A 20,097-nucleotide genomic window follows, 5' to 3' on the forward strand; every position below is an offset into this window, starting at 1 on the left:
AACGGGGTCTGACGCGGACCATTGTGGACCGCGGCACTGACAACGACGGACCAGACCCGGGGTAAGCCGCCTGGTCCGACGCCGACACATGCCGCCCGCGTCCCTGCGTGCCGCCCAGCGGCACGACTGCCCGCAGGCTACGGCACGCGCGCACCGGCCATCCCGCTTCCGTTCACCGCGGCGGCCCACCGGCCCTCCCCCTCCCGCTCCGGACGCGAACCCGCCAACCACGTCGATCTCGCTCTCGGCGTACGTCCCGCCGGGAACTTCGCCGTGGCCCCGCGCGCTGCATACAGTGGCAGGACCGGCAGGAAAACCGCGGTTCGAACGACCGCGACGGCGATCGAAGGGACGTACATGCCCATGGGTCACACGGCCACAGCCCAGGCAGGCTCCGGGGGCCTGACAGCGACCGAGCACCGCCTGGCCAACGGTCTGCGCGTGGTGCTCTCCGAGGACCACCTGACCCCGGTCGCGGCGGTGTGCCTCTGGTACGACGTCGGTTCGCGCCACGAGGTCAAGGGCCGTACCGGCCTGGCTCACCTTTTCGAGCACCTGATGTTCCAGGGCTCCGGCCAGGTCAAGGGCAACGGCCACTTCGAGCTCGTCCAGGGCGCGGGCGGCTCGCTCAACGGCACCACCAGCTTCGAGCGCACCAACTACTTCGAGACCATGCCCACCCACCAGCTGGAGCTCGCCCTCTGGCTGGAGGCCGACCGCATGGGCTCCCTGCTGGCCGCCCTGGACGACGAGTCGATGGAGAACCAGCGGGACGTCGTCAAGAACGAGCGCCGCCAGCGCTACGACAACGTCCCCTACGGCACGGCGTTCGAGAAGCTCACCGCGCTCGCCTACCCGCAGGGCCACCCCTACCACCACACCCCGATCGGCTCGATGGCCGACCTGGACGCGGCCACCCTGGAGGACGCGCGCGCGTTCTTCCGCACGTACTACGCGCCCAACAACGCCGTCCTGTCGGTGGTCGGCGACATCGACCCGGAGCAGACGCTCGCCTGGATCGAGAAGTACTTCGGGTCGATTCCGGCGCACGACGGCAAGCCCGCCCCGCGCGACGGCTCCCTGCCCGACGTCATCGGGGAGCAGGTGCGCGAGGTCGTCGAGGAAGAGGTCCCGGCCCGCGCCCTGATGGCCGCCTACCGGCTGCCGAACGACGGCACGCGCGCGTGCGACGCGGCCGACCTGGCGCTCACCGTCCTGGGCGGCGGCGAGTCCTCCCGCCTCTACAACCGGCTCGTACGGCGTGACCGTACGGCGGTCGCGGCCGGCTTCGGACTGCTGCGGCTGGCCGGGGCGCCCTCCCTGGGCTGGCTGGACGTGAAGACGTCCGGCGACGTCGAGGTGCCGGTCATCGAGGCCGCCATCGACGAGGAGCTCGCGCGGTTCGCCGAGGAGGGCCCCACGGCCGAGGAGATGGAGCGCGCCCAGGCCCAGTTGGAGCGCGAGTGGCTGGACCGGCTCGGTACGGTAGCGGGCCGCGCCGACGAACTGTGCCGCTACGCCGTCCTGTTCGGTGACCCGCAGCTCGCCCTCACCGCCGTCCAGCGCGTCCTCGACGTGAGTGCCGAGGAGGTCCAGGAGGTCGCCAAGGCCCGTCTGCGCCCCGACAACCGCGCGGTCCTCGTCTACGAGCCGACCACCACCGAAGCCGAAGACGCCGAAGCCGGCGACGAGAACGACGAGGAGGCGGCCCAGTGACCGAGCTCGCCGCGATGGAGTTCCACCCCCAGCCCCAGGCGGGCGAGGCCAGGCCGTGGGCGTTCCCGGCGCCCGAGCGCGGAGCGCTCGGCAACGGCCTGACCGTGCTGCGCTGCCACCGCCCCGGCCAGCAGGTCGTCGCCGTCGAGGTGATCCTGGACGCGCCCCTGGAAGCCGAGCCGGCCGGTCTGGACGGCGTCGCCACGATCATGGCGCGGGCCTTCTCCGAGGGCACCGACAAGCACTCCGCCGAGGAGTTCGCCGCCGAGCTGGAGCGCTGCGGTGCCACCCTCGACGCGCACGCCGACCACCCCGGCGTACGGCTCTCCCTCGAAGTCCCCGTCTCCCGCCTGGCCAAGGCCCTGGGCCTGCTCGCCGACGCCCTCAGGGCGCCCGCGTTCACGGACGGCGAGATCGAGCGGCTGGTCCGCAACCGCCTCGACGAGATCCCGCACGAGCTGGCCAACCCCTCCCGCCGTGCCGCCAAGGAGCTCTCCAGGGAGCTGTTCCCGTCGACCTCGCGTATGTCGCGCCCGCGCCAGGGCAGCGAGGAGACGGTCACGGCCATCGACTCCGCGGCCGTACGCGCCTTCTACGAGAAGCACGTCCGACCGGCCACCACCACCGCCGTGGTCGTCGGCGACCTCACCGGTCTCGACCTCGACGCGCTGCTCGGTGACACGCTCGGCGCCTGGACCGGTTCCCCGGCCCAGCCGCGTCCGGTGCCGCCGGTGACCGCCGACGACACCGGCCGGGTCGTCATCGTGGACCGTCCGGGCGCCGTCCAGACGCAGCTGCTGATCGGCCGCGTCGGCCCGGACCGGCACGCGCGCGTGTGGCCCGCGCAGGTGCTCGGCACCTACTGCCTGGGCGGCACCCTCACCTCCCGGCTGGACCGCGTCCTGCGTGAGGAGAAGGGCTACACCTACGGCGTGCGGGCGTTCGGGCAGGTCCTGCGCTCGGCTCCGGACGGCTCGGGTGCCGCGATGCTCGCCATCAGCGGTTCCGTGGACACCCCGAACACCGGTCCGGCCCTCCAGGACCTGTGGACCGTGCTGCGCACGCTCGCCGCGCAGGGCCTGACCGACGCCGAGCGCGACGTCGCCGTCCAGAACCTCGTGGGGGTGGCGCCGCTGAAGTACGAGACCGCGGCGGCCGTCGCCGGCACGCTGGCCGATCAGGTCGAGCAGCACCTGCCGGACGACTTCCAGGCGACGCTGTACCAGCAGCTCGCCGCGACCGGCACCGTGGAGGCCACCGCGGCGGTCGTGAGCGCGTTCCCGGTGGACCGCCTGGTGACCGTCCTCGTCGGCGACGCCGCGCAGATCAAGGAGCCCGTCCAGGCCCTCGGCATCGGCGAAGTCAGCGTCGTCTCAGCCGAGTAGCCGCAGCCGTGCCCACAGGCCCCGGTGACAGGAGTGCCACCGGGGCCCCTTGATGTCCGACGGATGTCCGAATTGAGGGAAAGGTTGCCTGTCTGCCCTGTGGCATGCGCTACAAAAGCCGTGATCCGTTTGGGGATTGAAAGTCGGCACGTTTAGCGTCATCCCGGCTGTTCGTCAGGCAGTGCGCCGCGTCCGCGGCACCGGACAGTCATCGCCGAGTCCCCGCATGGCGCGAGCCAGGGGAGCCGGGGACCCACACCAGAAGTCCCTGGGGTGAATCGGACGCCCGCGCGCACCGCGAGGGGGCCCGTAGGAGACCTTCCTGCTCCGAACCCGTCAGCTAACCCGGTAGGCGAGAGGGAAGGAAAGGACCAGCCACTCCATGGCGTTCATGTGCGCCGCCGGTAAGCACCGTCGTCCCAGCCGGATGAAGCGCAGCACCGCCCGTGCGGCCGGCGTCGCGGCTCTGGCCACCACCGGTGTCATCGGCTCCCTGGCCGCCCCCGCGCTCGCCGCCGAGCCCGCGGCCGAGCAGACCGGTCTCACCCCCGTCATCACCATCGGCGACGCGATCGCGGACCAGATCGACGCCCAGGCCGCCGCCCAGAAGCAGGCCGCCGACGAGGCCGAAGCCCAGCGGAAGGCCGAGGAGGCCGCCCGCAAGAAGGCGGCCGCGGACGCCAAGAAGGCCCGCGAGGCCGAGGAGCGTGCCGCCCGCGAGGAGGAGCGCAGGCGTCTCAACGCCTACGTCGCCCCGATCTCCGGTTCGTACATCTCGACCAGCTACAAGTCCGGTGGCTCCCTGTGGTCCTCCGGCAGCCACACCGGTGTCGACTTCCATGCCTCGACCGGCACGTCCGTCCACGCGGTCGGCTCCGGCACCGTCGTCGAGGCCGGCTGGGGCGGGGCGTACGGCAACCAGATCGTGATCAGGATGAACGACGGCACGTACACCCAGTACGGCCATCTGTCGTCCATCGGCGTCTCGGTGGGCCAGTCGGTCACCCCGGGACAGCAGATAGGCCTCTCCGGCGCGACCGGCAACGTCACCGGCCCGCACCTGCACTTCGAGGCCCGGACGACCGCCGAGTACGGCTCGGACATCGATCCCGCCGCCTACCTGCGCTCCCACGGCGTGAACCTCTGACCTCGCACGCCGTGAGCGTCTGACGCTGCCACGGAGTGAACGTCCGACGCCCGCACGGCGGGCGCGTCCCGCGACGGACGGCAGGACATCCCGAAGCCCCGGCTCCCCGAGCCGGGGCTTCGGCCTTTCGGATGCCCGTCTGTCCAAAAAATATCCATGGATTCCGACCCGCCATCGGAAATTCCGGCTCATTGCAATAGAGTCACTGAACACACGTCAATCGTCGACGTTTCACGGGGATTAAGGCGGAGGTCGGTCATGCGTATTCCGGCGCACTCGGTATGCACCGCGATCCGGGACGACATCGTCGCGGGTGTCTACGAGCGCGGGGGCCGGCTCACCGAGGAACTGCTCGCGCGGCGCTACGGCGTCTCGCGCGTCCCCGTCCGCGAGGCCCTGCGCACGCTGGAGGCGGAGGGCTTCGTGGTGACCCGGCGGCACGCGGGCGCGTGCGTCGCGGAACCCACCGAGCAGGAGGGCGCCGACCTCCTGGAGATGCGCATGCTGCTGGAGCCGCTCGGCGCCTCCCGGGCCGCCCAGCGGCGCACGGAGGCCCACCTCAAGGTGTTGCGCGGACTGGTCCGGCTGGGCCAGGAGCGGGCCAGGCGGGGCAACAGCGAGGATCTGCGCTCCCTGGGCGGCTGGTTCCACGAGACGCTCGCCCAGGCCTCCGGAAGCCCCGCGATGACCTCGATGCTGACCCAGCTGCGCCACAAGATCGCCTGGATGTACGCGGTGGCGGCGCCCGCCGACCCGGTGGAGTCCTGGGCGGAGCACGGCGCGATCGTGGACGCGGTGGCGCGCGGCGACAGCGAGCGCGCGCGGACGGTCACGGCGCTGCACACCGAGCGCGCCACGGCCGCGCACCGGCTGCGCTTTCCGTCCCAGGCGGATCGCCCGGACCGTGTGAGGAACTCGCAACATCCCGTAAACATGACGGGCCTGCGGCATTAACACGAGCGCCGTATACAAAGAGGCGTAATTCCCGGGGGATTATTTCCGCTGCCCGGGAACAGGAAATGCGAAGGGCCCGCCCGATAATTCGGACGAGCCCTTCTGTGTTCCGTTACGGTGCCGGCGCTCAGACGGTCTCGGGGAGCTCTTCGAGACCCTCGGCGACGAGCTTCGCGAGACGGTCGAGGGCGGCGTCCGCCCCCTCCGCGTCGGAGGCGAGGACGATCTCCTCGCCGCCCTGGGCGCCCAGACCGAGGACGGCCAGCATGGAGGCCGCGTTGACGGGGTTGCCGTCGGCCTTGGCGATCGTCACCGGGATACCCGCGGCCGTGGCGGCCCGGACGAAGATGGAGGCGGGACGGGCGTGGAGACCCTCGGCCCAGCCGACGTTGACGCGGCGCTCAGCCATGTGATGCTGCCCTTCGGTGTATCAGGTTGTCTAGACCAGTTTCCCATACGTGAAGCATGCCCGGAGCGGTCCTTCGTCCCGCTCCGGTGTGTCGTCGGACCGCGGCCTCGGCCCGACTCCCGTCCCGCACAGACTGCCTCGCGCCGTTGTCGTACGCGAGCCGTACGCTGGGGCCCATGCAGACCTCGTCGGATCGGCACGAGTACCCCGCCCACTGGGAAGCCGACGTGGTGCTGCGCGACGGCGGTACCGCGCGCATCCGGCCCATCACCGTCGATGACGCCGATCGCCTCGTCAGCTTCTACGAGCAGGTGTCGGACGAGTCGAAGTACTACCGCTTCTTCGCGCCCTACCCTCGCCTGTCCGCCAAGGACGTCCACCGCTTCACGCACCACGACTTTGTGGACCGGGTGGGACTCGCGGCCACCATCGGCGGCGAGTTCATCGCCACCGTACGCTACGACCGCATCGACGCCGAGGGCATGCCCGCCTCCGCCCACCCGTCGCCCGCCACCCTTGCCACAGGGCGCTTCGCCGCCGCCCCTGACATCCCCGACGAGGCGGAGGTCGCCTTCCTGGTCCAGGACGCCCACCAGGGGCGCGGTGTCGCCTCCGCCCTGCTGGAACACATCGGGGCCGTCGCGCGCGAGCGCGGCATCCGGCGATTCGCCGCCGAGGTGCTGCCCGCCAACAACAAAATGATCAAGGTGTTCACGGACGCCGGATACACCCAGAAGCGCTCCTTCGAGGACGGCGTCGTCCGCCTGGAGTTCGACCTGGAGCCGACGGACCGCTCACTCGCCGTGCAGTACGCGCGCGAACAGCGCGCCGAGGGCCGCTCCGTGCAGCGCCTGCTGATGCCCGGGTCCGTCGCCGTCGTCGGGGCCGGCCGCACGCCCGGCGGAGTGGGCCGAGGCGTCCTCGGCAACATCCGGGACGCCGGGTTCACCGGCCGGCTGTACGCCGTGAACAAGGTCCTGCCCGAGGGGCGGACGGACATCGACGGCGTGCCCGCCTACCGCTCGGTGCGGGACATCGAGGGTCCGGTCGACCTGGCGGTCGTCGCCGTGCCCGCTCCGTACGTCCCCGACGTCGTCGAGGAGTGCGGCCGGCACGGTGTGCAGGGGCTCGTCGTGCTCTCCGCCGGATACGCCGAGAGCGGGCCGGAAGGGCGCGAGCGGCAGCGGGACCTGGTCCGGCACGCGCGCGCGTACGGCATGCGGATCATCGGGCCGAACGCGTTCGGGGTCATCAACACCTCGCCCGCGATACGGCTGAACGCCTCCCTCGCCCCGGAGATGCCCCGGCCCGGGCGGATCGGGCTGTTCGCCCAGTCCGGTGCCATCGGCATCGCGCTGCTGTCCCGGCTGCACCGGCGCGGTGGCGGGGTCACCGGGGTGACCGGTGTGTCGACGTTCGTGTCGTCCGGCAACCGGGCGGACGTGTCCGGCAACGACGTCCTCCAGTACTGGTACGACGACCCCGACACCGACGTGGTGCTGATGTACCTGGAGTCCATCGGCAACCCGCGCAAGTTCACCCGGCTCGCCCGGCGCACGGCGGCGGCGAAACCGCTCGTCGTGGTGCAGGGAGCGGGTTCCGCGCCGCAGGGGCACGCCGTGCGGGCGACCCGGCTGCCGTACGCCACGGTGTCCGCGCTGCTGCGGCAGGCCGGGGTGATCCGGGTGGACACGATCACGGAACTGGTGGACACCGGCCTGCTGCTCGCGCGGCAGCCGCTGCCGGCCGGGCCCCGGGTGGCGATCCTCGGGAACTCCGAGTCGCTGGGCCTGCTGACGTACGACGCGTGTCTGTCCGAGGGGCTCCGGCCGCTGCCGCCGCTGGACCTGACGACGGGCGCGTCGCCGGGGGACTTCCACGCCGCCCTGGCGCGGGCGCTGGCGGACGACGCGTGCGACGCGGTGGTGGTGACCGCGATCCCCGCCGTGGGTGAGGGGACAGCGGGGGACGCGGCGCTGGCCGAAGCCCTGAGATCCGCGGCCGAGCGGGTCCCCGGCAAGCCGGTGCTGGTGGTCCACGTCGAGCTGGGCGGCCTCGCGGAGGCCCTGTCGGCCGCGGCCAGCACCGCGCCGCAGGCCGGATCCACGGCGCCGGGCAGCACCCACCCGTTCCGCCCGCTGGACCGGCTGGCCACGAAGACGGCCCCGGACCCGCCCGCCCCCCAGAACTGCTCCCGCCTCATCCCCGCCTACCCGGCCGCCGAACGGGCCGTCCGGGCGCTGTCCGAAGTGGTCCGGTACGCCCAGTGGCGCCGGGACGCGGCCGAACCCGGCAGGGTGCCCGAGTACGAGGACATCGACGAGAAGGGCGCCGCCGGGCTGATCGGCGGGCTGCTCGCGCGCGGACAGGGGCTCACCCTCGGCACCGACGAGACGTGCGACCTGCTCGGGAAGTACGGCGTCCACGTCCATCGCGCACTGCCCGCGCCCGCCTCCGACGACGCCGTCCGGGCCGCCCGCACCCTCGGCTACCCGGTCGCGCTGAAGGCCACCGCCCCGCACCTCAGACACCGCGCCGACCTGGGCGGCGTACGGCTGGACCTCACGGACGAGGAGCAACTGCGGCGCGCGTACGCCGAGTTGACCGAGTTGTTCGGGAAGCCGGAGGAGCTGCGGCCGGTGGTGCAGTCGATGGCGCCGCGCGGAGTCGACACCGTGGTCAGGGCCGTCATCGACCCGGCGGCCGGAGCCGTCCTGTCGTTCGGACTCGCCGGGGCCGCCTCCCAGCTGCTCGGGGACATGGCACACCGGCTCGTCCCGGTCACCGACCGGGAGGCCACCTCACTGGTCCGGTCGATCCGGACGGCACCGCTCCTGTTCGGCTGGCGCGGCTCCACCCCCGTCGACACGCCTGCCCTGGAGGAACTGCTGCTGCGGGTGTCGCGCCTGGTCGACGACCATCCCGAAGTCGTGGCGGTCACCCTGGAGCCGGTCGTCGTCGCCCCGCGCGGCCTGAGCGTCCTCGGCGCCTCTGTGCGGCTCGCACCGCCGCCCGCCCGCGACGACCTCGGGCCGCGGACACTGCCCGCGTACTGACCGACGTTCCACCGGCCCGGAGCGGTGCCTCGCAGTCAGTGGGTCCCCGTAGGATGGACGTCATGGCCAAGACCAGTACGACGACCCAGGGGCTGCGAACGGCGATCGAGCGCAGCGGCTACTACCCGGCCCTCGTGGCCGAGGCGGTGGAGGCCGCTGTGGGCGGCGAGCCCATTCGGTCGTACCTGGTCCACCAGGAGACGACGTTCGACCAGAACGAGGTGCGGCGGCATGTGACCGTGCTCGTCCTCACCGAGAACCGCTTCGTCGTCAGCCACACCGACGAGCAGAACGCGGACACCACCTCCCCGACGCCGTACGCCACCACCTCCACCGAGTCCGTGAAGCTCAGCCGGATCTCCTCGATCGTGGTCAGCCGCGTGGTCGCCAACCCCGAGCAGTACCAGCCGGGCACCCTGCCCCGCGAGGTCGTGCTGACCATCGGCTGGGGGGCCGTCTCCCGCATCGACCTGGAGCCCGCCGCCTGCGGCGACCCCAACTGCGAGGCCGACCACGGCTACACCGGCAGCTCGACGGCGGACGACCTGAGCCTGCGCGTGAGCGAGGCCGGGGACGGCCCGGAGACGGTGCGGCAGGCGCTCGTCTTCGCGCAGGCCATCTCCGAGGCGACCGCGGACGTCACCCGCTGATGGCGCAGCCCGCCTCCGCCTGGGACCACCACCCGGAACCGCTCGCCCTCGACTCCGCGCCCGTCCCCGAGTACGGCACCGGCTCCCTCGCCGACCTGCTGCCCACCCTGGCCGCGGGCATGGCCGTACCGGGAGTGACCGCCACCATTGCCGAGCTCACCCCCGCCGACCGGAACTGCGTGTTCCTGATCGACGGGCTCGGCTGGGAGCAACTGAGGGCGCACCCGGACGAGGCGCCCTTCATGACCTCGCTCCTCGGCAGCTCGCGCGGCGGCACCGGCCGCCCGCTGACCACCGGCTTCCCGGCGACCACCGCGACCTCCCTCGCCTCCGTCGGCACGGGGCTCCCGCCGGGCGCCCACGGCCTGCCCGGCTACACCGTGCGCGATCCGGCCACCGGCGGGCTGATGAACCAGCTCCGCTGGCAGCCGTGGACATCGCCGGCGGCCTGGCAGCCGTATCCGACGATCTTCCAGCTCGCCGACCGGGCCGGTGTGCACGCGGCCCAGGTCTCGTCCCCCACCTTCGAGAACACCCCGCTGACCAAGGTCGCGCTCAGCGGCGGCACGTTCCACGGGCGGCAGACCGGCGAGGAGCGCATGGACCTCACGGCCGAGCAGCTCGCCGCGGGCGACCGCTCCCTGGTCTACACGTACTACTCCGAGGTCGACGGCGCCGGCCACCGCTTCGGCGTCGACTCCGACACCTGGCGCGGACGGCTGATGTACGTCGACCGGCTGGTCCAGCGCCTGGCCGAGCAACTGCCGCCGCGCACCGCGCTCTACGTCACCGCCGACCACGGCATGATCGACGTGCCCTTCGACGAGCAGCACCGCATCGACTTCGACGAGGACTGGGAACTGCGCGCCGGAGTCGCCCTGCTGGGCGGTGAGGGCCGCGCCCGCCACGTCTACGCGGTGCCGGGCGCCCAGAACGACGTCCTGACCTGCTGGCGCGAGGTCCTCGGCGAGCAGTTCTGGGTGGCCTCCCGGGACGAGGCGATCGCGGCGGGCTGGTTCGGGCCGCCCGACCGGGTCGAACGGCGGGTGTCCGGCCGTCTCGGCGACGTGATCGCCGCCGCGCGTGACGACGTCCTCATCATCGCCTCGGAGCGGGAGCCCAAGGAGTCGGCGATGGTGGGCAACCACGGTTCGATGACCCCCGCCGAGCAGCTGGTTCCGCTGCTCGAAGTACGCTCCTGACGCCTCCGGGCCGCTCTCCTCCCACCCAACCGAAAGGTGCTCGACTCGCCATGCCCGAGCTGGTGTTCTTCTCCGGAACGATGGACTGCGGGAAGTCCACGCTGGCTCTCCAGATCGAGCACAACCGCTCGGCGCGCGGCCTCCAGGGCATCATCTTCACCCGCGACGACCGCGCGGGCGAGGGCAAGCTCTCCTCGCGGCTCGGTCTGGTGACCGAAGCGGTAGAAGCGGTGCCCGGCATGGACCTGTACGCCTATGTGGTGGCCGAGGTCGAGCGGGGCAGCAAGGTCGACTACCTGATCGTGGACGAGGCCCAGTTCCTCGCATCCGAGCAGATCGACCAACTGGCCCGCGTGGTGGACGACCTGGGCCTGGACGTCTACGCCTTCGGCATCACCACCGACTTCCGCACCAAACTGTTCCCCGGCTCGCAGCGTCTGATCGAGCTGGCGGACCGGATAGAGGCACTCCAGGTGGAGGCGATGTGCTGGTGCGGGGCGCGTGCCACGCACAACGCCCGTACCGTCGGCGGCGAGATGGTGGTCGAGGGCGAGCAGGTCGTCGTCGGCGATGTGAACCGCCCGGCCGCGGAGGTCGGTTACGAGGTGCTGTGCCGCCGCCACCACCGCCACCGCATGAACAGCACCTCGGCCTCGGCGTCGCTCGCCCCCGGCCTGCCGTAGCGAACGGCGTCGGCGACGGCCCTGTCGGCGGCCGCACGCTCAGCGTGGGCTCTGGATCAGGGAGAACCTGGCCCCCTCCGGGTCCGCCACCGTGGCCGCGCGGCCGTGGGGGGTGGTGTGGGGAGGTCTCAGGACCTGACCGCCGAGGCCGACGAGGAGGGCGGCCGCCTCGTCGGTGTCGGCCACTTCGAAGTACGTCATCCAGTGCGGCCCGCGGTCACGGGGCAGGGCGTGGCCCACACCGCGGACACCGGCGACCGGGCGGTCGCCGAGGCGCAGGGTCACGTAGTCGCAGTCGGCCGGGACTGCCGGCTCCTCCTCGTGACCGAAGACCGTCTCGTAGAACTTGACGACGCTCGTGGTCTCGAAGGTCAGCAGTTCGTGCCAGGCCGGTGTGCCGGGCACGCCGGCGAGGGACGTGCCGAGGTGCGCCGCCGCCTGCCAGACGCCGAAGACCGCGCCGGACGGGTCCGAGCCGATCACCAGCCGCCCGGCGTCCTCCGCGTCCAGCGGTCCCACCCCGACCGTGCCGCCGCACAGCCGTACCGTGTCGGCCGTCAGGCCCACGTCGTCCGAGGCGAAGTAGGGCGTCCAGGCGATGGGCAGGTGGCGGTCGGGCGGCAGCTGGCCGATGCCGGCCACGTCGTGCCCGTCGAGCAGGGCCCGGACGTAGGGGCCGAGTTGCCGCGGACCCGGGCGGAACTCCCAGCCGAACAGCGCGCCGTAGAAGTCCTGGGTCGCGGCCATCCCGTGCACCATCAGACTCACCCAGCAGGGTGTTCCGGGCACCTGCCGGGCCTGCGCCGGGCCGTGCGGGCCGGCGGCAGACCCCCTTGCCTCGGTCATCGTCACTCTCTTCTCGGCCTCTCGCGGCGGCCGTGTCGCTCCAGCTTCCGCTCTGACGGACCCCGTTGTACGGACTCCGTGCTCACGGACCCCGTGCCGATGCTCGCACCACCTGAGGTGCCGCGGGCTCCGGGCACGCCGCTGTGCGGCTGCTCCCCTGCCCGGAGAGTGCCCGTCGTGCGCCTTCCCGTCCGTCTCCGTCCGACGGCCGACGGGTGTCGATCGGCTGTACAGCATGTGCCCGGTCCCGTACGCGTCGTGACCGGACCCGTCCGGCGGAGCACAGTAGCCGGACATGGACGATGCGGCCACCCCGTGCGCGAGGATGGTGGCCATGAACGCCATCATCTCCGCAACGGAACTCGCGAGCGACCTGGCGGGGGACGACCCGCCCGTCCTGCTCGACGTCCGCTGGCAGCTCAGCGTGGCCAAGGCGGCCGGGGAGCCCTCGTTCGACGGCCGGGCCGAGTACGCGGCCGGACACGTTCCCGGCGCGGTCTTCGTCGACCTGGACCGGGAGCTCGCCGCCCCGCCCGGAGCCGGTGGCCGGCACCCCTTGCCCGACCTCGCCCAGTTCGGCGCCGCCATGCGCCGCGCGGGCGTCCGCGCCCGGACACCGGTGGTCGTGTACGACGGCGGACAGGGCTGGGCGGCCGCCCGTGCCTGGTGGATGCTGCGCTGGACGGGTCACCCGGACGTGCGAGTCCTCGACGGCGGGTTGCCGGCCTGGCAGGGCGACCTGTCGGTGGACACACCCGAGCCGGCCGAGGGGGACTTCCAGCCGGCGCCGGACGCGGCGGGGCTCCTCGACGCGGACGGCGCCGCATTGCTGGCCCGCACCGGGGTCCTGCTCGACGCGCGCGCGGGGGAGCGCTACCGGGGCGAGGTCGAGCCGGTCGACCCGGTCGCCGGACACATCCCGGGCGCCGTGTCCGCGCCCACCGCCGACAACGTCGGGGCCGACGGCCGCTTCCTGCCCGCGGCGGAACTGGCCGCCCGCTTCAGGACACTGGGCGTGTCCGACGGCTCCGAGGTCGGCGTCTACTGCGGCTCCGGCGTCTCCGCCGCACACGAGGTGCTGGCCCTGGCGGTCGCGGGCATCCCGGCCGCGCTGTACGTCGGTTCCTGGTCGGAGTGGTCGTCGGACCCGTCGCGGCCGGTCGCCGTGGGACCCGACCCCCGGTAGGCACGGCCGAAGGGCCCGCGCGCACGAGCGCGGGCCCTCACGAGCCTCGTGCAGAAGGCCGTACGGCCGGCTATTCCTGCTTCTTGCGCCGCGTCCCGAACACGATCTCGTCCCAGCTCGGGACTGCCGCCCGGCGGCCTGGGCGGACGCCGTCCGCCTCGGCCTGACGGTCGGTGGAGCCGATGAGCCGGTCGCGGTGGCTGCCGACGGAACGCGGCATCAGGACGTCCGCGTAGGCGGAACCGGCCGAGGCGGCGGGCGCCGGGGGCTCCTCCTCGTCGGGTTCCGGAGCGGGTTCCTCCGTGTCGGGCTCCGCCGGGCGCTCCGGGACCACCAGATCGCCCCGGAAGCTCGGCACCGCCTCCAGCAGGCTGGTCAGCGAGTCCCGCTCGCTCGCGGTCTCCTCGGCGGGCTCGTCGAGCGACGCCGGCGGCAGACTCGGCCGCTCCCGGTCGAGGGCACGGTCCAGCGGACGGTCGCGCGGCAGGCGGGCGATGCGCGGTACGAAGGGAAAGCTGGGCTCCGGCGTGGCGGCGAGGTCGTCGGACTCGCCGATCAGCGAGCGCGCCTCCTCGTCGACGGCCTGGACGAGCCGCCGGGGCGGGTCGTACGTCCAGCTCGCCGAGTGCGGTTCGCCCGCGACCCGGTAGACCAGCAGGACCTCCCAGGTGCCGTCGTCGCGGCGCCACGAGTCCCACTGCGCGGTGTCCTTCTCGGCGCCGCGCAGGGTCAGCCGCTCCTGGACGGCCTCGCCCAGCTGCGGACCCGCGTTCTCGCCGGGGCGGCGGACCGGAGTCTTCCGGGCCCGCTCGGCCATGAACGCGCGCTCGGCCAGCACGGGACCCTCGAAGCGCCGGACGCGGTCGACGGGGATACCGGCCATCTGCGCGACCTCTTCCGCGGTCGCACCGGCGCGTATGCGCGCCTGGATGTCGCGGGGGCGGAGATGGCTCTCGACCTCGATCTCGATCTGGCCGAGACGGGGACGGTCGCCGCGCACGGCGGCGCGCAGGCGTTCGTCGATCGGAAGCGTGTACTCCGTAGAGTCGGCAGCCTTCAGCACCAGCCGTGTGCCGTCATTGGAGACGGCCACGACACGCAGTTCGGGCATGGGGACCTCCCGGGTGGTGCCTGCCGACGTCACGTGCGTCGCTGCTTCCGCTAGTCGAGTGTGGCCTGCCCGGGTGCAGCCTGCCACAACCTTGCCGAGTTGCCCGGCGTGTCGGGCGCGGGCCCTGGATCGCCGTTATGGCACGGTTACCTATTCGCAACGCTAAGTGACAAACTCCGTCACCCTGTGCAACTGGCCCCCTCCCGGTGGTCCTTGAAGGCCACGGACGCCCTGGCGGGAGACCTGACCCAGGGCTCGCAACAGTACTCCATTTGGGCCACGTGCGTGGATTGGCACGCCGCCCGACTTCTTCCGGTCGGCGCCACCCGGCCGCAGCGAAACGGTTTTCCGGATCTTGGACGTGGCGCACTTCACGTAATCATCAGAAACGGAACTAATCGTTTTCGTCCGTACGTCCCCTTCTCGCGCGGTTGGCCGGCCTCGCGGTCCGGGGGCGGCCGTCGCGGCCCGGTGCGGGGTGTCCGCTATGCCCCCAACACCCTGCGCAGGTAGTCGTTCTGGAACCGGCGGTCCGGATCGAGCCGGTCCCGCACCTGCGTGAACTCGCCGAAGCGCGGGTAGACCCCGGCGAGGTACTCGGCGTCGCGCGTGTGCATCTTGCCCCAGTGCGGCCGGCCCTCGTACGCGGTGAAGATGCGTTCGGCGGCGGTGAAGTACCTCTGGTACGGCGTCCCCTTGACCATGTGGACGGCGATGTACGCGCTGTCCCGGCCCGACGCCGTGGACAGCGTGATGTCGTCGGCCGGGGCGGTGCGCACCTCGACCGGGAAACTGATCCTGAGACCGGAGCGGTCGACCATCGTCCTCAGCTCGCGCAGCGCCTCGACGACGGCCGCGCGCGGGACGGCGTACTCCATCTCCACGAAGCGCACCCGGCGCGGTGAGGTGAAGACCTTGTACGGGATGTCGGTGTAGGTCCGCGCGGACAGGGCTCTGCTGGAGATCCGGGCGATCGCCGGGATGGTGGCGGGCGCCGCGCGGCCGACCCACTGGGCCACCTGGAAGACGCCGTTGGAGAGGAACTCGTCCTCGAACCAGCCCGCCAGCTGCCCCACCGGCTGCTCGGGGCCCGCGCTGCGGTTGTTGCGCTTGGTGGTGGTGCTGCCGGTGTGCGGGAACCAGTAGAACTCGAAGTGCTCGTTCTCGGCCCACAGTTCGTCGAACTCGGCGACGACCCGGTCGAAGGGCATCGGCTCCTCACGGGCCGTGAGCAGGAAGACGGGCTCCACGGCGAAGGTGATCGCGGTGACGATGCCGAGGGCTCCGAGCCCTATGCGCGCCGCGGCGAAGACCTCCGGGTTCTCCTTCTCCGAGCAGGTGAGGACCGAGCCGTCGGCGGTGACCAGCTCCAGGCCCCTGATCTGCGCGGCGATGGAGCCCGACTCGCGGCCGGTGCCGTGCGTGCCGGTGCTGGTGGCCCCGGAGACCGTCTGCTCCATGATGTCGCCCATGTTGGTCAGCGACAGACCCTCTCGGGCCAAGGCCATGTTGAGCCTCTTGAGCGGGATGCCGGCCTCGACCGTGACCGTCATGGATTCCCGGTCAATGGCGCGGATGCCGGTCAACAGTTGAGGGCAGATCAACACACCGTCGGTGGCGGCGACGGACGAGAAGGAGTGCCCGGAACCGACTGCCTTCACCCGCAGCCCGTCCGCGGCGGCCTTCCGTACGGCGTCCGCCAGTTCGTCCACCGAGGCCGGAGTGACCTCCCGCGCGGGCCGGGCGGCGACGTTGCCGCCCCAGTTACGCCACGTGCCGTTCTTCCCGCTCGCTGTGCTGCTCAACGGTGCCTCCCCGACGCGGAACCGGCCTGTTGAGCCGGCGGTACCCGAGGAAACCGACCGCGACCGCGACGGCCCCGGACACCGCCGGGACCACGTACCCGGTCCGCGCGCCGGCGGCGTCGATCACCCAGCCGGACGCGGAGGAGCCGAGCGCGATCCCGACCGCGAGTCCCGTGCTCACCCAGGTCATGCCTTCGGTCAGTTGCGCGCGTGGTACGTGCTGCTCGATGAGGGACATCGTCGTGATCATCGTGGGAGCGATGGACAGCCCCGCAACGAACAGCGCCACGGCCAGAAACGGCAGGTTCCCGACCAGTAGGAGGGGGATCATACTCACGGCCATCGCGCAGATGCCCAACAGCCAGCGAGGTTCGGGCGCTCCCTTGAAGTGCAGCAGCCCGAACACGAATCCCGCCGCGCAGGAGCCCGCCGCGTACAGCGCGAGGACCAGACTCGCGGCGCCCTTGTGTCCCTGCTCGTCGGCGAAGGCGACGGTGACGACGTCGACCCCCCCGAAGATCGCGCCGGTCGCCACGAAGGTGGCCACCAGGACCTGGAGACCGGGGGAGCGCAGGGCCGAACCGCCGCCCTGCTGCGCGCGCGGGTGCGGCGCGGGCTCGGTGGCGCGCAGGGCGGTCAGCCAGAAGACGCCGACCGCGAGGAAGCACGCGGCGAGCAGCGGACCGGCCTCCGGGAACCAGACCGTCGACAGGCCGATGGAGATGATCGGCCCGAAGATGAAACAGACCTCGTCGATCACGGACTCGAAGGAGTACGCGGTGTGCAGTTGCGCAGTGCCCCGGTACAGAGCCGCCCACCGCGCGCGGATCATCGCGCCGACGCTCGGCACACACCCGATGCCGGCGCTGAACACGTACAGCGTCCAGTCCGGCCACGCGTAGTGCGCGGCCAGCAGCAGCCCGGCCGACGCGACGAGAGCGATCAGCGTCGCCGGGCGCAGCACCCGCCGCTGTCCGTACTGGTCCACCAGCCGCGACACCTGCGGACCCGCCACCGCGGCGGCCAGCGCGATGGTCGCCGACAGCGCGCCGGCCAGGCCGTACCGCCCGGTCAGCTGGGAGATCATCGTGACCACGCCGATGCCCATCATCGACAGCGGCATCCGGCCGAGGAGTCCCGCGGCGGAGAAGCCCTTGGAGCCGGGAGCGGCGAACAGGGCGCGGTAGGGGCTGGGCACGGGGGTCTCCGGTCGGGCGGGAGCGGCGGCGGCTCGGCAGCGGGAGCGCCGCTGGGCAGCAGCGGCTCAGTAAGGCGTGAATACGCCCCATACAGCTTACGAGTGAGGTGACCCTAACGCACCCGGCCGGACGCGGTGGGAACCCGGGTGGCCACCCCGCCGTTTTCCGGCTGTCAGTACCGGATGACAGGATCGACCCATGCCAGACGTGCTCGATGCCAGCCCCTACGACGCCCTGCTCCTGCTCTCGTTCGGCGGCCCGGAGGGCCCGGACGACGTCGTCCCGTTCCTGGAGAACGTGACACGGGGGCGCGGTATCCCCAAGGAACGCCTCAAGGAAGTCGGCCAGCACTACTTCCTGTTCGGCGGGGTCAGCCCGATCAACGACCAGAACCGCGCCCTGCTGGACGCCCTCCGCAAGGACTTCGCGGGCCACGGCCTGGACCTGCCGGTCTACTGGGGCAACCGCAACTGGGCGCCCTACCTGACGGACACCCTGCGCGAGATGGTCGCCGACGGCCGCCGCCGCATCCTGGTCCTCGCCACCAGCGCCTACGCCTCGTACTCGGGCTGCCGCCAGTACCGCGAGAACCTCGCCGACTCGCTGGCCGCCCTGCGGGCGGAGGGCCTGGAACTGCCCCGGGTCGACAAGCTGCGGCACTACTTCAACCACCCGGGCTTCCTGGAGCCGATGATCGAGGGCGTGCTCGAGTCCCTCGCCGACCTCCCCGAGGGCATCCGTGACGGCGCCCACATCGCCTTCACCACCCACTCGATCCCGACCACGTCCGCGGACACCTCCGGCCCGGCCGAGGGCCACGGCGACGGCGGCGCCTACGTCAGGCAGCACCTGGACGTGGCCCAGCTGATCGCCGACGCCGTCCGCGACCGCACCGGCGTCGACCACCCCTGGCAGCTCGTCTACCAGTCGCGCTCCGGCGCCCCGCACATCCCGTGGCTGGAGCCCGACATCTGCGACCACCTGGAGGAGCGGCACGCGGCCGGGACCCCGGCGGTCGTCATGGCCCCCATCGGCTTCGTCTCCGACCACATGGAGGTCCTGTACGACCTCGACACGGAGGCCAGGGCCAGGGCCGAGGAGCTGGGTCTGCCGGTGCGCCGATCGGCCACGGTCGGCGCCGACCCCCGGTTCGCCGCCGCGATCCGCGACCTCGTCCTGGAGCGGGCCGGCGTCGAGCGCGCCGAGCAGGTCACGCCGTGCGCCCGGGGCCGGCTCGGCGCGAGCCACGACGTCTGCCCGGCGGGCTGCTGCCCGGCCCGTGGCCCGCACCCCGCCGCGGCGGGCGCCGACAGCCCCTACGCGTGAGGAGCCCCGTGACCGACCCCCTGCACACGGAGCTGCTGAAGCTGGCCCAGGAGGCCGCCCGCCGCGCCGGCGCGCTGCTGCGGGACGGCCGCCCGGCCGACCTCGCGGTCGCCAGGACCAAGTCGAGCCCGATCGACGTGGTCACCGAGATGGACATCGCGGCGGAGAAGCTGATCACCGACCTGATCTCCGAGCACCGACCGGACGACGGTTTCCTCGGCGAGGAAGGCGCCTCCACCGAGGGCACCAGCGGCGTCCGCTGGGTCATCGACCCGCTCGACGGCACGGTCAACTACCTGTACGGACTGCCCACTTGGGCGGTCTCCATCGCGGCCGAGCAGGACGGCGAGACCGTCGTCGGGGTCGTCGCGGTCCCGATGCGCGGCGAGACCTTCCACGCGGTCCGGGGCGAGGGCGCCCGGGCCACCGGCTCCTGGGAGGGCGAGCGCGAGCTGGCCTGCCGCCCCGCGCCACCGCTGGAGCAGGCCCTGGTCTCGACCGGCTTCAACTACGTCACCGAGGTCCGCGTCCACCAGGCCGAGGTCGCCCGCAGGCTGATCCCGCTGGTGCGCGACATCCGGCGCGCAGGCTCGGCCGCGGTGGACCTGTGCGACGTCGCCGCGGGCCGCCTCGACGGCTACTACGAACGGGGCCTGCACCCCTGGGACCTCGCCGCCGGCGACCTCATCGCCCGTGAGGCGGGTGCGCTGACCGGTGGACGCCCCGGAGAGCGCCCCGCACATGCCCTGACGGTGGCGGCCGCTCCGGGCGTCTTCGAGCCCCTCCAGCATCTCCTGGAGGACTTCGGCGCCTGGCGCGACTGACCGGGACGCGCCCCGCCGTCATCCGGGCGCCACCGACGGCGGGGGCCCTGCGGCCCGCTGCCCCGGCCCCTCGCCACGGGCAGCGGCGCCCCTCGGGAGCAGAGGCGCACAGAGCGGGGCCCCGGCGCTGGATTCGCCGGGGCCCCGCTGTCGTGCTGACGAGCTGATCAGACGCGCTGCGCGCCGACCTCCACACCGTGCTCGGAGGCCAGGCGGCGCAGATCGTCGAGCTCGGCTTCTTCGACCTCCGCGAGGAAGTCGTCGCCGGTCTCGCGCGCCCGCGTCAGGTCGGACTCGGTCGCCCTTATGCGCTGCAGAAGTCCTGCGGTGAATGCGTCCATGCTGCGCCCCCTCGTCCTGGGTCGTGGGTCGGTGGCACGGGGGTGTGCCGTTCGGAAGGGGCGATCACGTCTCCTGCAGATGCCCAGCGCGCTGCCCTGCTGGGCGGCGACGGTGCCGGACACCCACGCCCACTCTGCGGAAGCGGATCGCGGAGTGCCGCATGGTCGTACGGCACATGCAGAGCGTGATCGCGTGGTGTAAAGCCGTCCTCCCCCCGCTCCCTTCCACGGAAACCTCAACCCGACGAGAAAATCTC

17 protein-coding genes and 1 riboswitch are annotated in these 20,097 nt (G+C 72.4%); of the genes, 11 read left to right on the forward strand and 6 right to left on the reverse strand.

Translation table 11 applies throughout. From position 1 onward, the window contains the following. The first annotated feature begins 357 nt into the window (after positions 1 to 357). The 4 genes from ACWD0J_RS20530 (at position 358) to ACWD0J_RS20545 (ending at position 5,202) form a co-directional block, all read left to right on the forward strand. The gene (locus ACWD0J_RS20530) at positions 358 to 1,716 is read left to right on the forward strand and encodes a M16 family metallopeptidase (RefSeq protein ID WP_451497238.1); all 1,359 of its coding nucleotides are present in this window, start codon (positions 358 to 360) and stop codon (positions 1,714 to 1,716) included. Further along, complete coding sequence (locus tag ACWD0J_RS20535; protein WP_451497239.1) at positions 1,713 to 3,101, forward strand: M16 family metallopeptidase; 1,389 nt, start codon at positions 1,713 to 1,715, stop codon at positions 3,099 to 3,101. Before ACWD0J_RS20530 ends, ACWD0J_RS20535 begins: the two co-directional genes overlap by 4 nt. Positions 3,102 to 3,303: 202 nt before the next feature. Next, positions 3,304 to 3,471, forward strand: a riboswitch (cyclic di-AMP (ydaO/yuaA leader). A gap of 12 nt (positions 3,472 to 3,483) precedes the next feature. Further along, positions 3,484 to 4,248: a M23 family metallopeptidase gene (locus tag ACWD0J_RS20540; protein WP_451497240.1), complete on the forward strand. Its 765-nt coding sequence runs from the start codon at positions 3,484 to 3,486 to the stop codon at positions 4,246 to 4,248. A gap of 258 nt (positions 4,249 to 4,506) precedes the next feature. Then, positions 4,507 to 5,202, forward strand: a complete 696-nt coding sequence (locus ACWD0J_RS20545) for a GntR family transcriptional regulator (protein ID WP_451497241.1) — start codon at positions 4,507 to 4,509, stop codon at positions 5,200 to 5,202. Between the two features lie 127 nt (positions 5,203 to 5,329). Here the strand turns inward: ACWD0J_RS20545 and ACWD0J_RS20550 are convergent, their stop codons facing one another. Further along, entirely contained in the window at positions 5,330 to 5,611 is a 282-nt protein-coding gene (locus ACWD0J_RS20550; protein ID WP_007385204.1) for an HPr family phosphocarrier protein, read from the reverse strand. 176 nt (positions 5,612 to 5,787) lie between these two features. On the opposite strand from ACWD0J_RS20550, the gene ACWD0J_RS20555 reads away from it, so the two are divergent. The 4 genes from ACWD0J_RS20555 to ACWD0J_RS20570 are packed head-to-tail and all read left to right on the forward strand — an operon-like array spanning position 5,788 to position 11,202. After that, positions 5,788 to 8,667 carry a bifunctional acetate--CoA ligase family protein/GNAT family N-acetyltransferase gene (locus tag ACWD0J_RS20555; RefSeq protein WP_451497242.1) on the forward strand — a complete coding sequence of 960 codons (2,880 nt, stop codon included), beginning with the start codon at positions 5,788 to 5,790 and terminating at the stop codon, positions 8,665 to 8,667. Between the two features lie 53 nt (positions 8,668 to 8,720). Further along, positions 8,721 to 9,317, forward strand: coding sequence for a DUF5998 family protein (locus ACWD0J_RS20560; protein ID WP_451497243.1), 597 nt, complete (start codon positions 8,721 to 8,723; stop codon positions 9,315 to 9,317). Next, positions 9,317 to 10,519 carry an alkaline phosphatase family protein gene (locus ACWD0J_RS20565; RefSeq protein WP_451497244.1) on the forward strand — a complete coding sequence of 401 codons (1,203 nt, stop codon included), beginning with the start codon at positions 9,317 to 9,319 and terminating at the stop codon, positions 10,517 to 10,519. The genes ACWD0J_RS20560 and ACWD0J_RS20565 overlap by 1 nt, the downstream gene beginning before the upstream one ends. Positions 10,520 to 10,569: 50 nt before the next feature. Continuing rightward, the gene (locus ACWD0J_RS20570; protein WP_451497245.1) at positions 10,570 to 11,202 is read left to right on the forward strand and encodes a thymidine kinase; all 633 of its coding nucleotides are present in this window, start codon (positions 10,570 to 10,572) and stop codon (positions 11,200 to 11,202) included. 39 nt (positions 11,203 to 11,241) lie between these two features. Here the strand turns inward: ACWD0J_RS20570 and ACWD0J_RS20575 are convergent, their stop codons facing one another. After that, positions 11,242 to 12,048 carry a VOC family protein gene (locus ACWD0J_RS20575; protein WP_451497246.1) on the reverse strand — a complete coding sequence of 269 codons (807 nt, stop codon included), beginning with the start codon at positions 12,046 to 12,048 and terminating at the stop codon, positions 11,242 to 11,244. A 334-nt stretch (positions 12,049 to 12,382) separates the two neighbouring features. Here ACWD0J_RS20575 and ACWD0J_RS20580 point away from each other — a divergent pair, with 334 nt between their 5' ends. Further along, entirely contained in the window at positions 12,383 to 13,234 is an 852-nt protein-coding gene (locus ACWD0J_RS20580; protein ID WP_451497247.1) for a sulfurtransferase, read from the forward strand. 70 nt (positions 13,235 to 13,304) lie between these two features. Here the strand turns inward: ACWD0J_RS20580 and sepH are convergent, their stop codons facing one another. From sepH to ACWD0J_RS20595, 3 genes are all read right to left on the reverse strand, one after another. Then, a complete protein-coding gene (gene sepH, locus ACWD0J_RS20585; protein ID WP_451497248.1) occupies positions 13,305 to 14,345 on the reverse strand; it encodes a septation protein SepH in 1,041 nt (346 codons plus the stop codon). A gap of 485 nt (positions 14,346 to 14,830) precedes the next feature. Beyond that, positions 14,831 to 16,150: a D-arabinono-1,4-lactone oxidase gene (locus ACWD0J_RS20590; RefSeq protein ID WP_451497249.1), complete on the reverse strand. Its 1,320-nt coding sequence runs from the start codon at positions 16,148 to 16,150 to the stop codon at positions 14,831 to 14,833. Further along, positions 16,110 to 17,348 (reverse strand): MFS transporter, encoded by a 1,239-nt coding sequence (locus tag ACWD0J_RS20595; protein ID WP_451497250.1) that lies wholly within the window; start codon positions 17,346 to 17,348, stop codon positions 16,110 to 16,112. The genes ACWD0J_RS20590 and ACWD0J_RS20595 overlap by 41 nt, the downstream gene beginning before the upstream one ends. Before the next feature lie 199 nt (positions 17,349 to 17,547). Here ACWD0J_RS20595 and ACWD0J_RS20600 point away from each other — a divergent pair, with 199 nt between their 5' ends. Further along, positions 17,548 to 18,675: a ferrochelatase gene (locus tag ACWD0J_RS20600; RefSeq protein WP_451497251.1), complete on the forward strand. Its 1,128-nt coding sequence runs from the start codon at positions 17,548 to 17,550 to the stop codon at positions 18,673 to 18,675. Between the two features lie 8 nt (positions 18,676 to 18,683). Beyond that, positions 18,684 to 19,499 carry an inositol monophosphatase family protein gene (locus ACWD0J_RS20605; protein WP_451497252.1) on the forward strand — a complete coding sequence of 272 codons (816 nt, stop codon included), beginning with the start codon at positions 18,684 to 18,686 and terminating at the stop codon, positions 19,497 to 19,499. Between the two features lie 167 nt (positions 19,500 to 19,666). Here ACWD0J_RS20605 and ACWD0J_RS20610 read toward each other — a convergent pair whose 3' ends face one another. Continuing rightward, on the reverse strand, positions 19,667 to 19,840 hold the full coding sequence (locus ACWD0J_RS20610; RefSeq protein WP_451497253.1) for a hypothetical protein: 174 nt from the start codon (positions 19,838 to 19,840) through the stop codon (positions 19,667 to 19,669). Between the last annotated feature and the right edge of the window lie 257 nt (positions 19,841 to 20,097).

Source organism: Streptomyces sp. NPDC003011 (genome assembly GCF_053591515.1).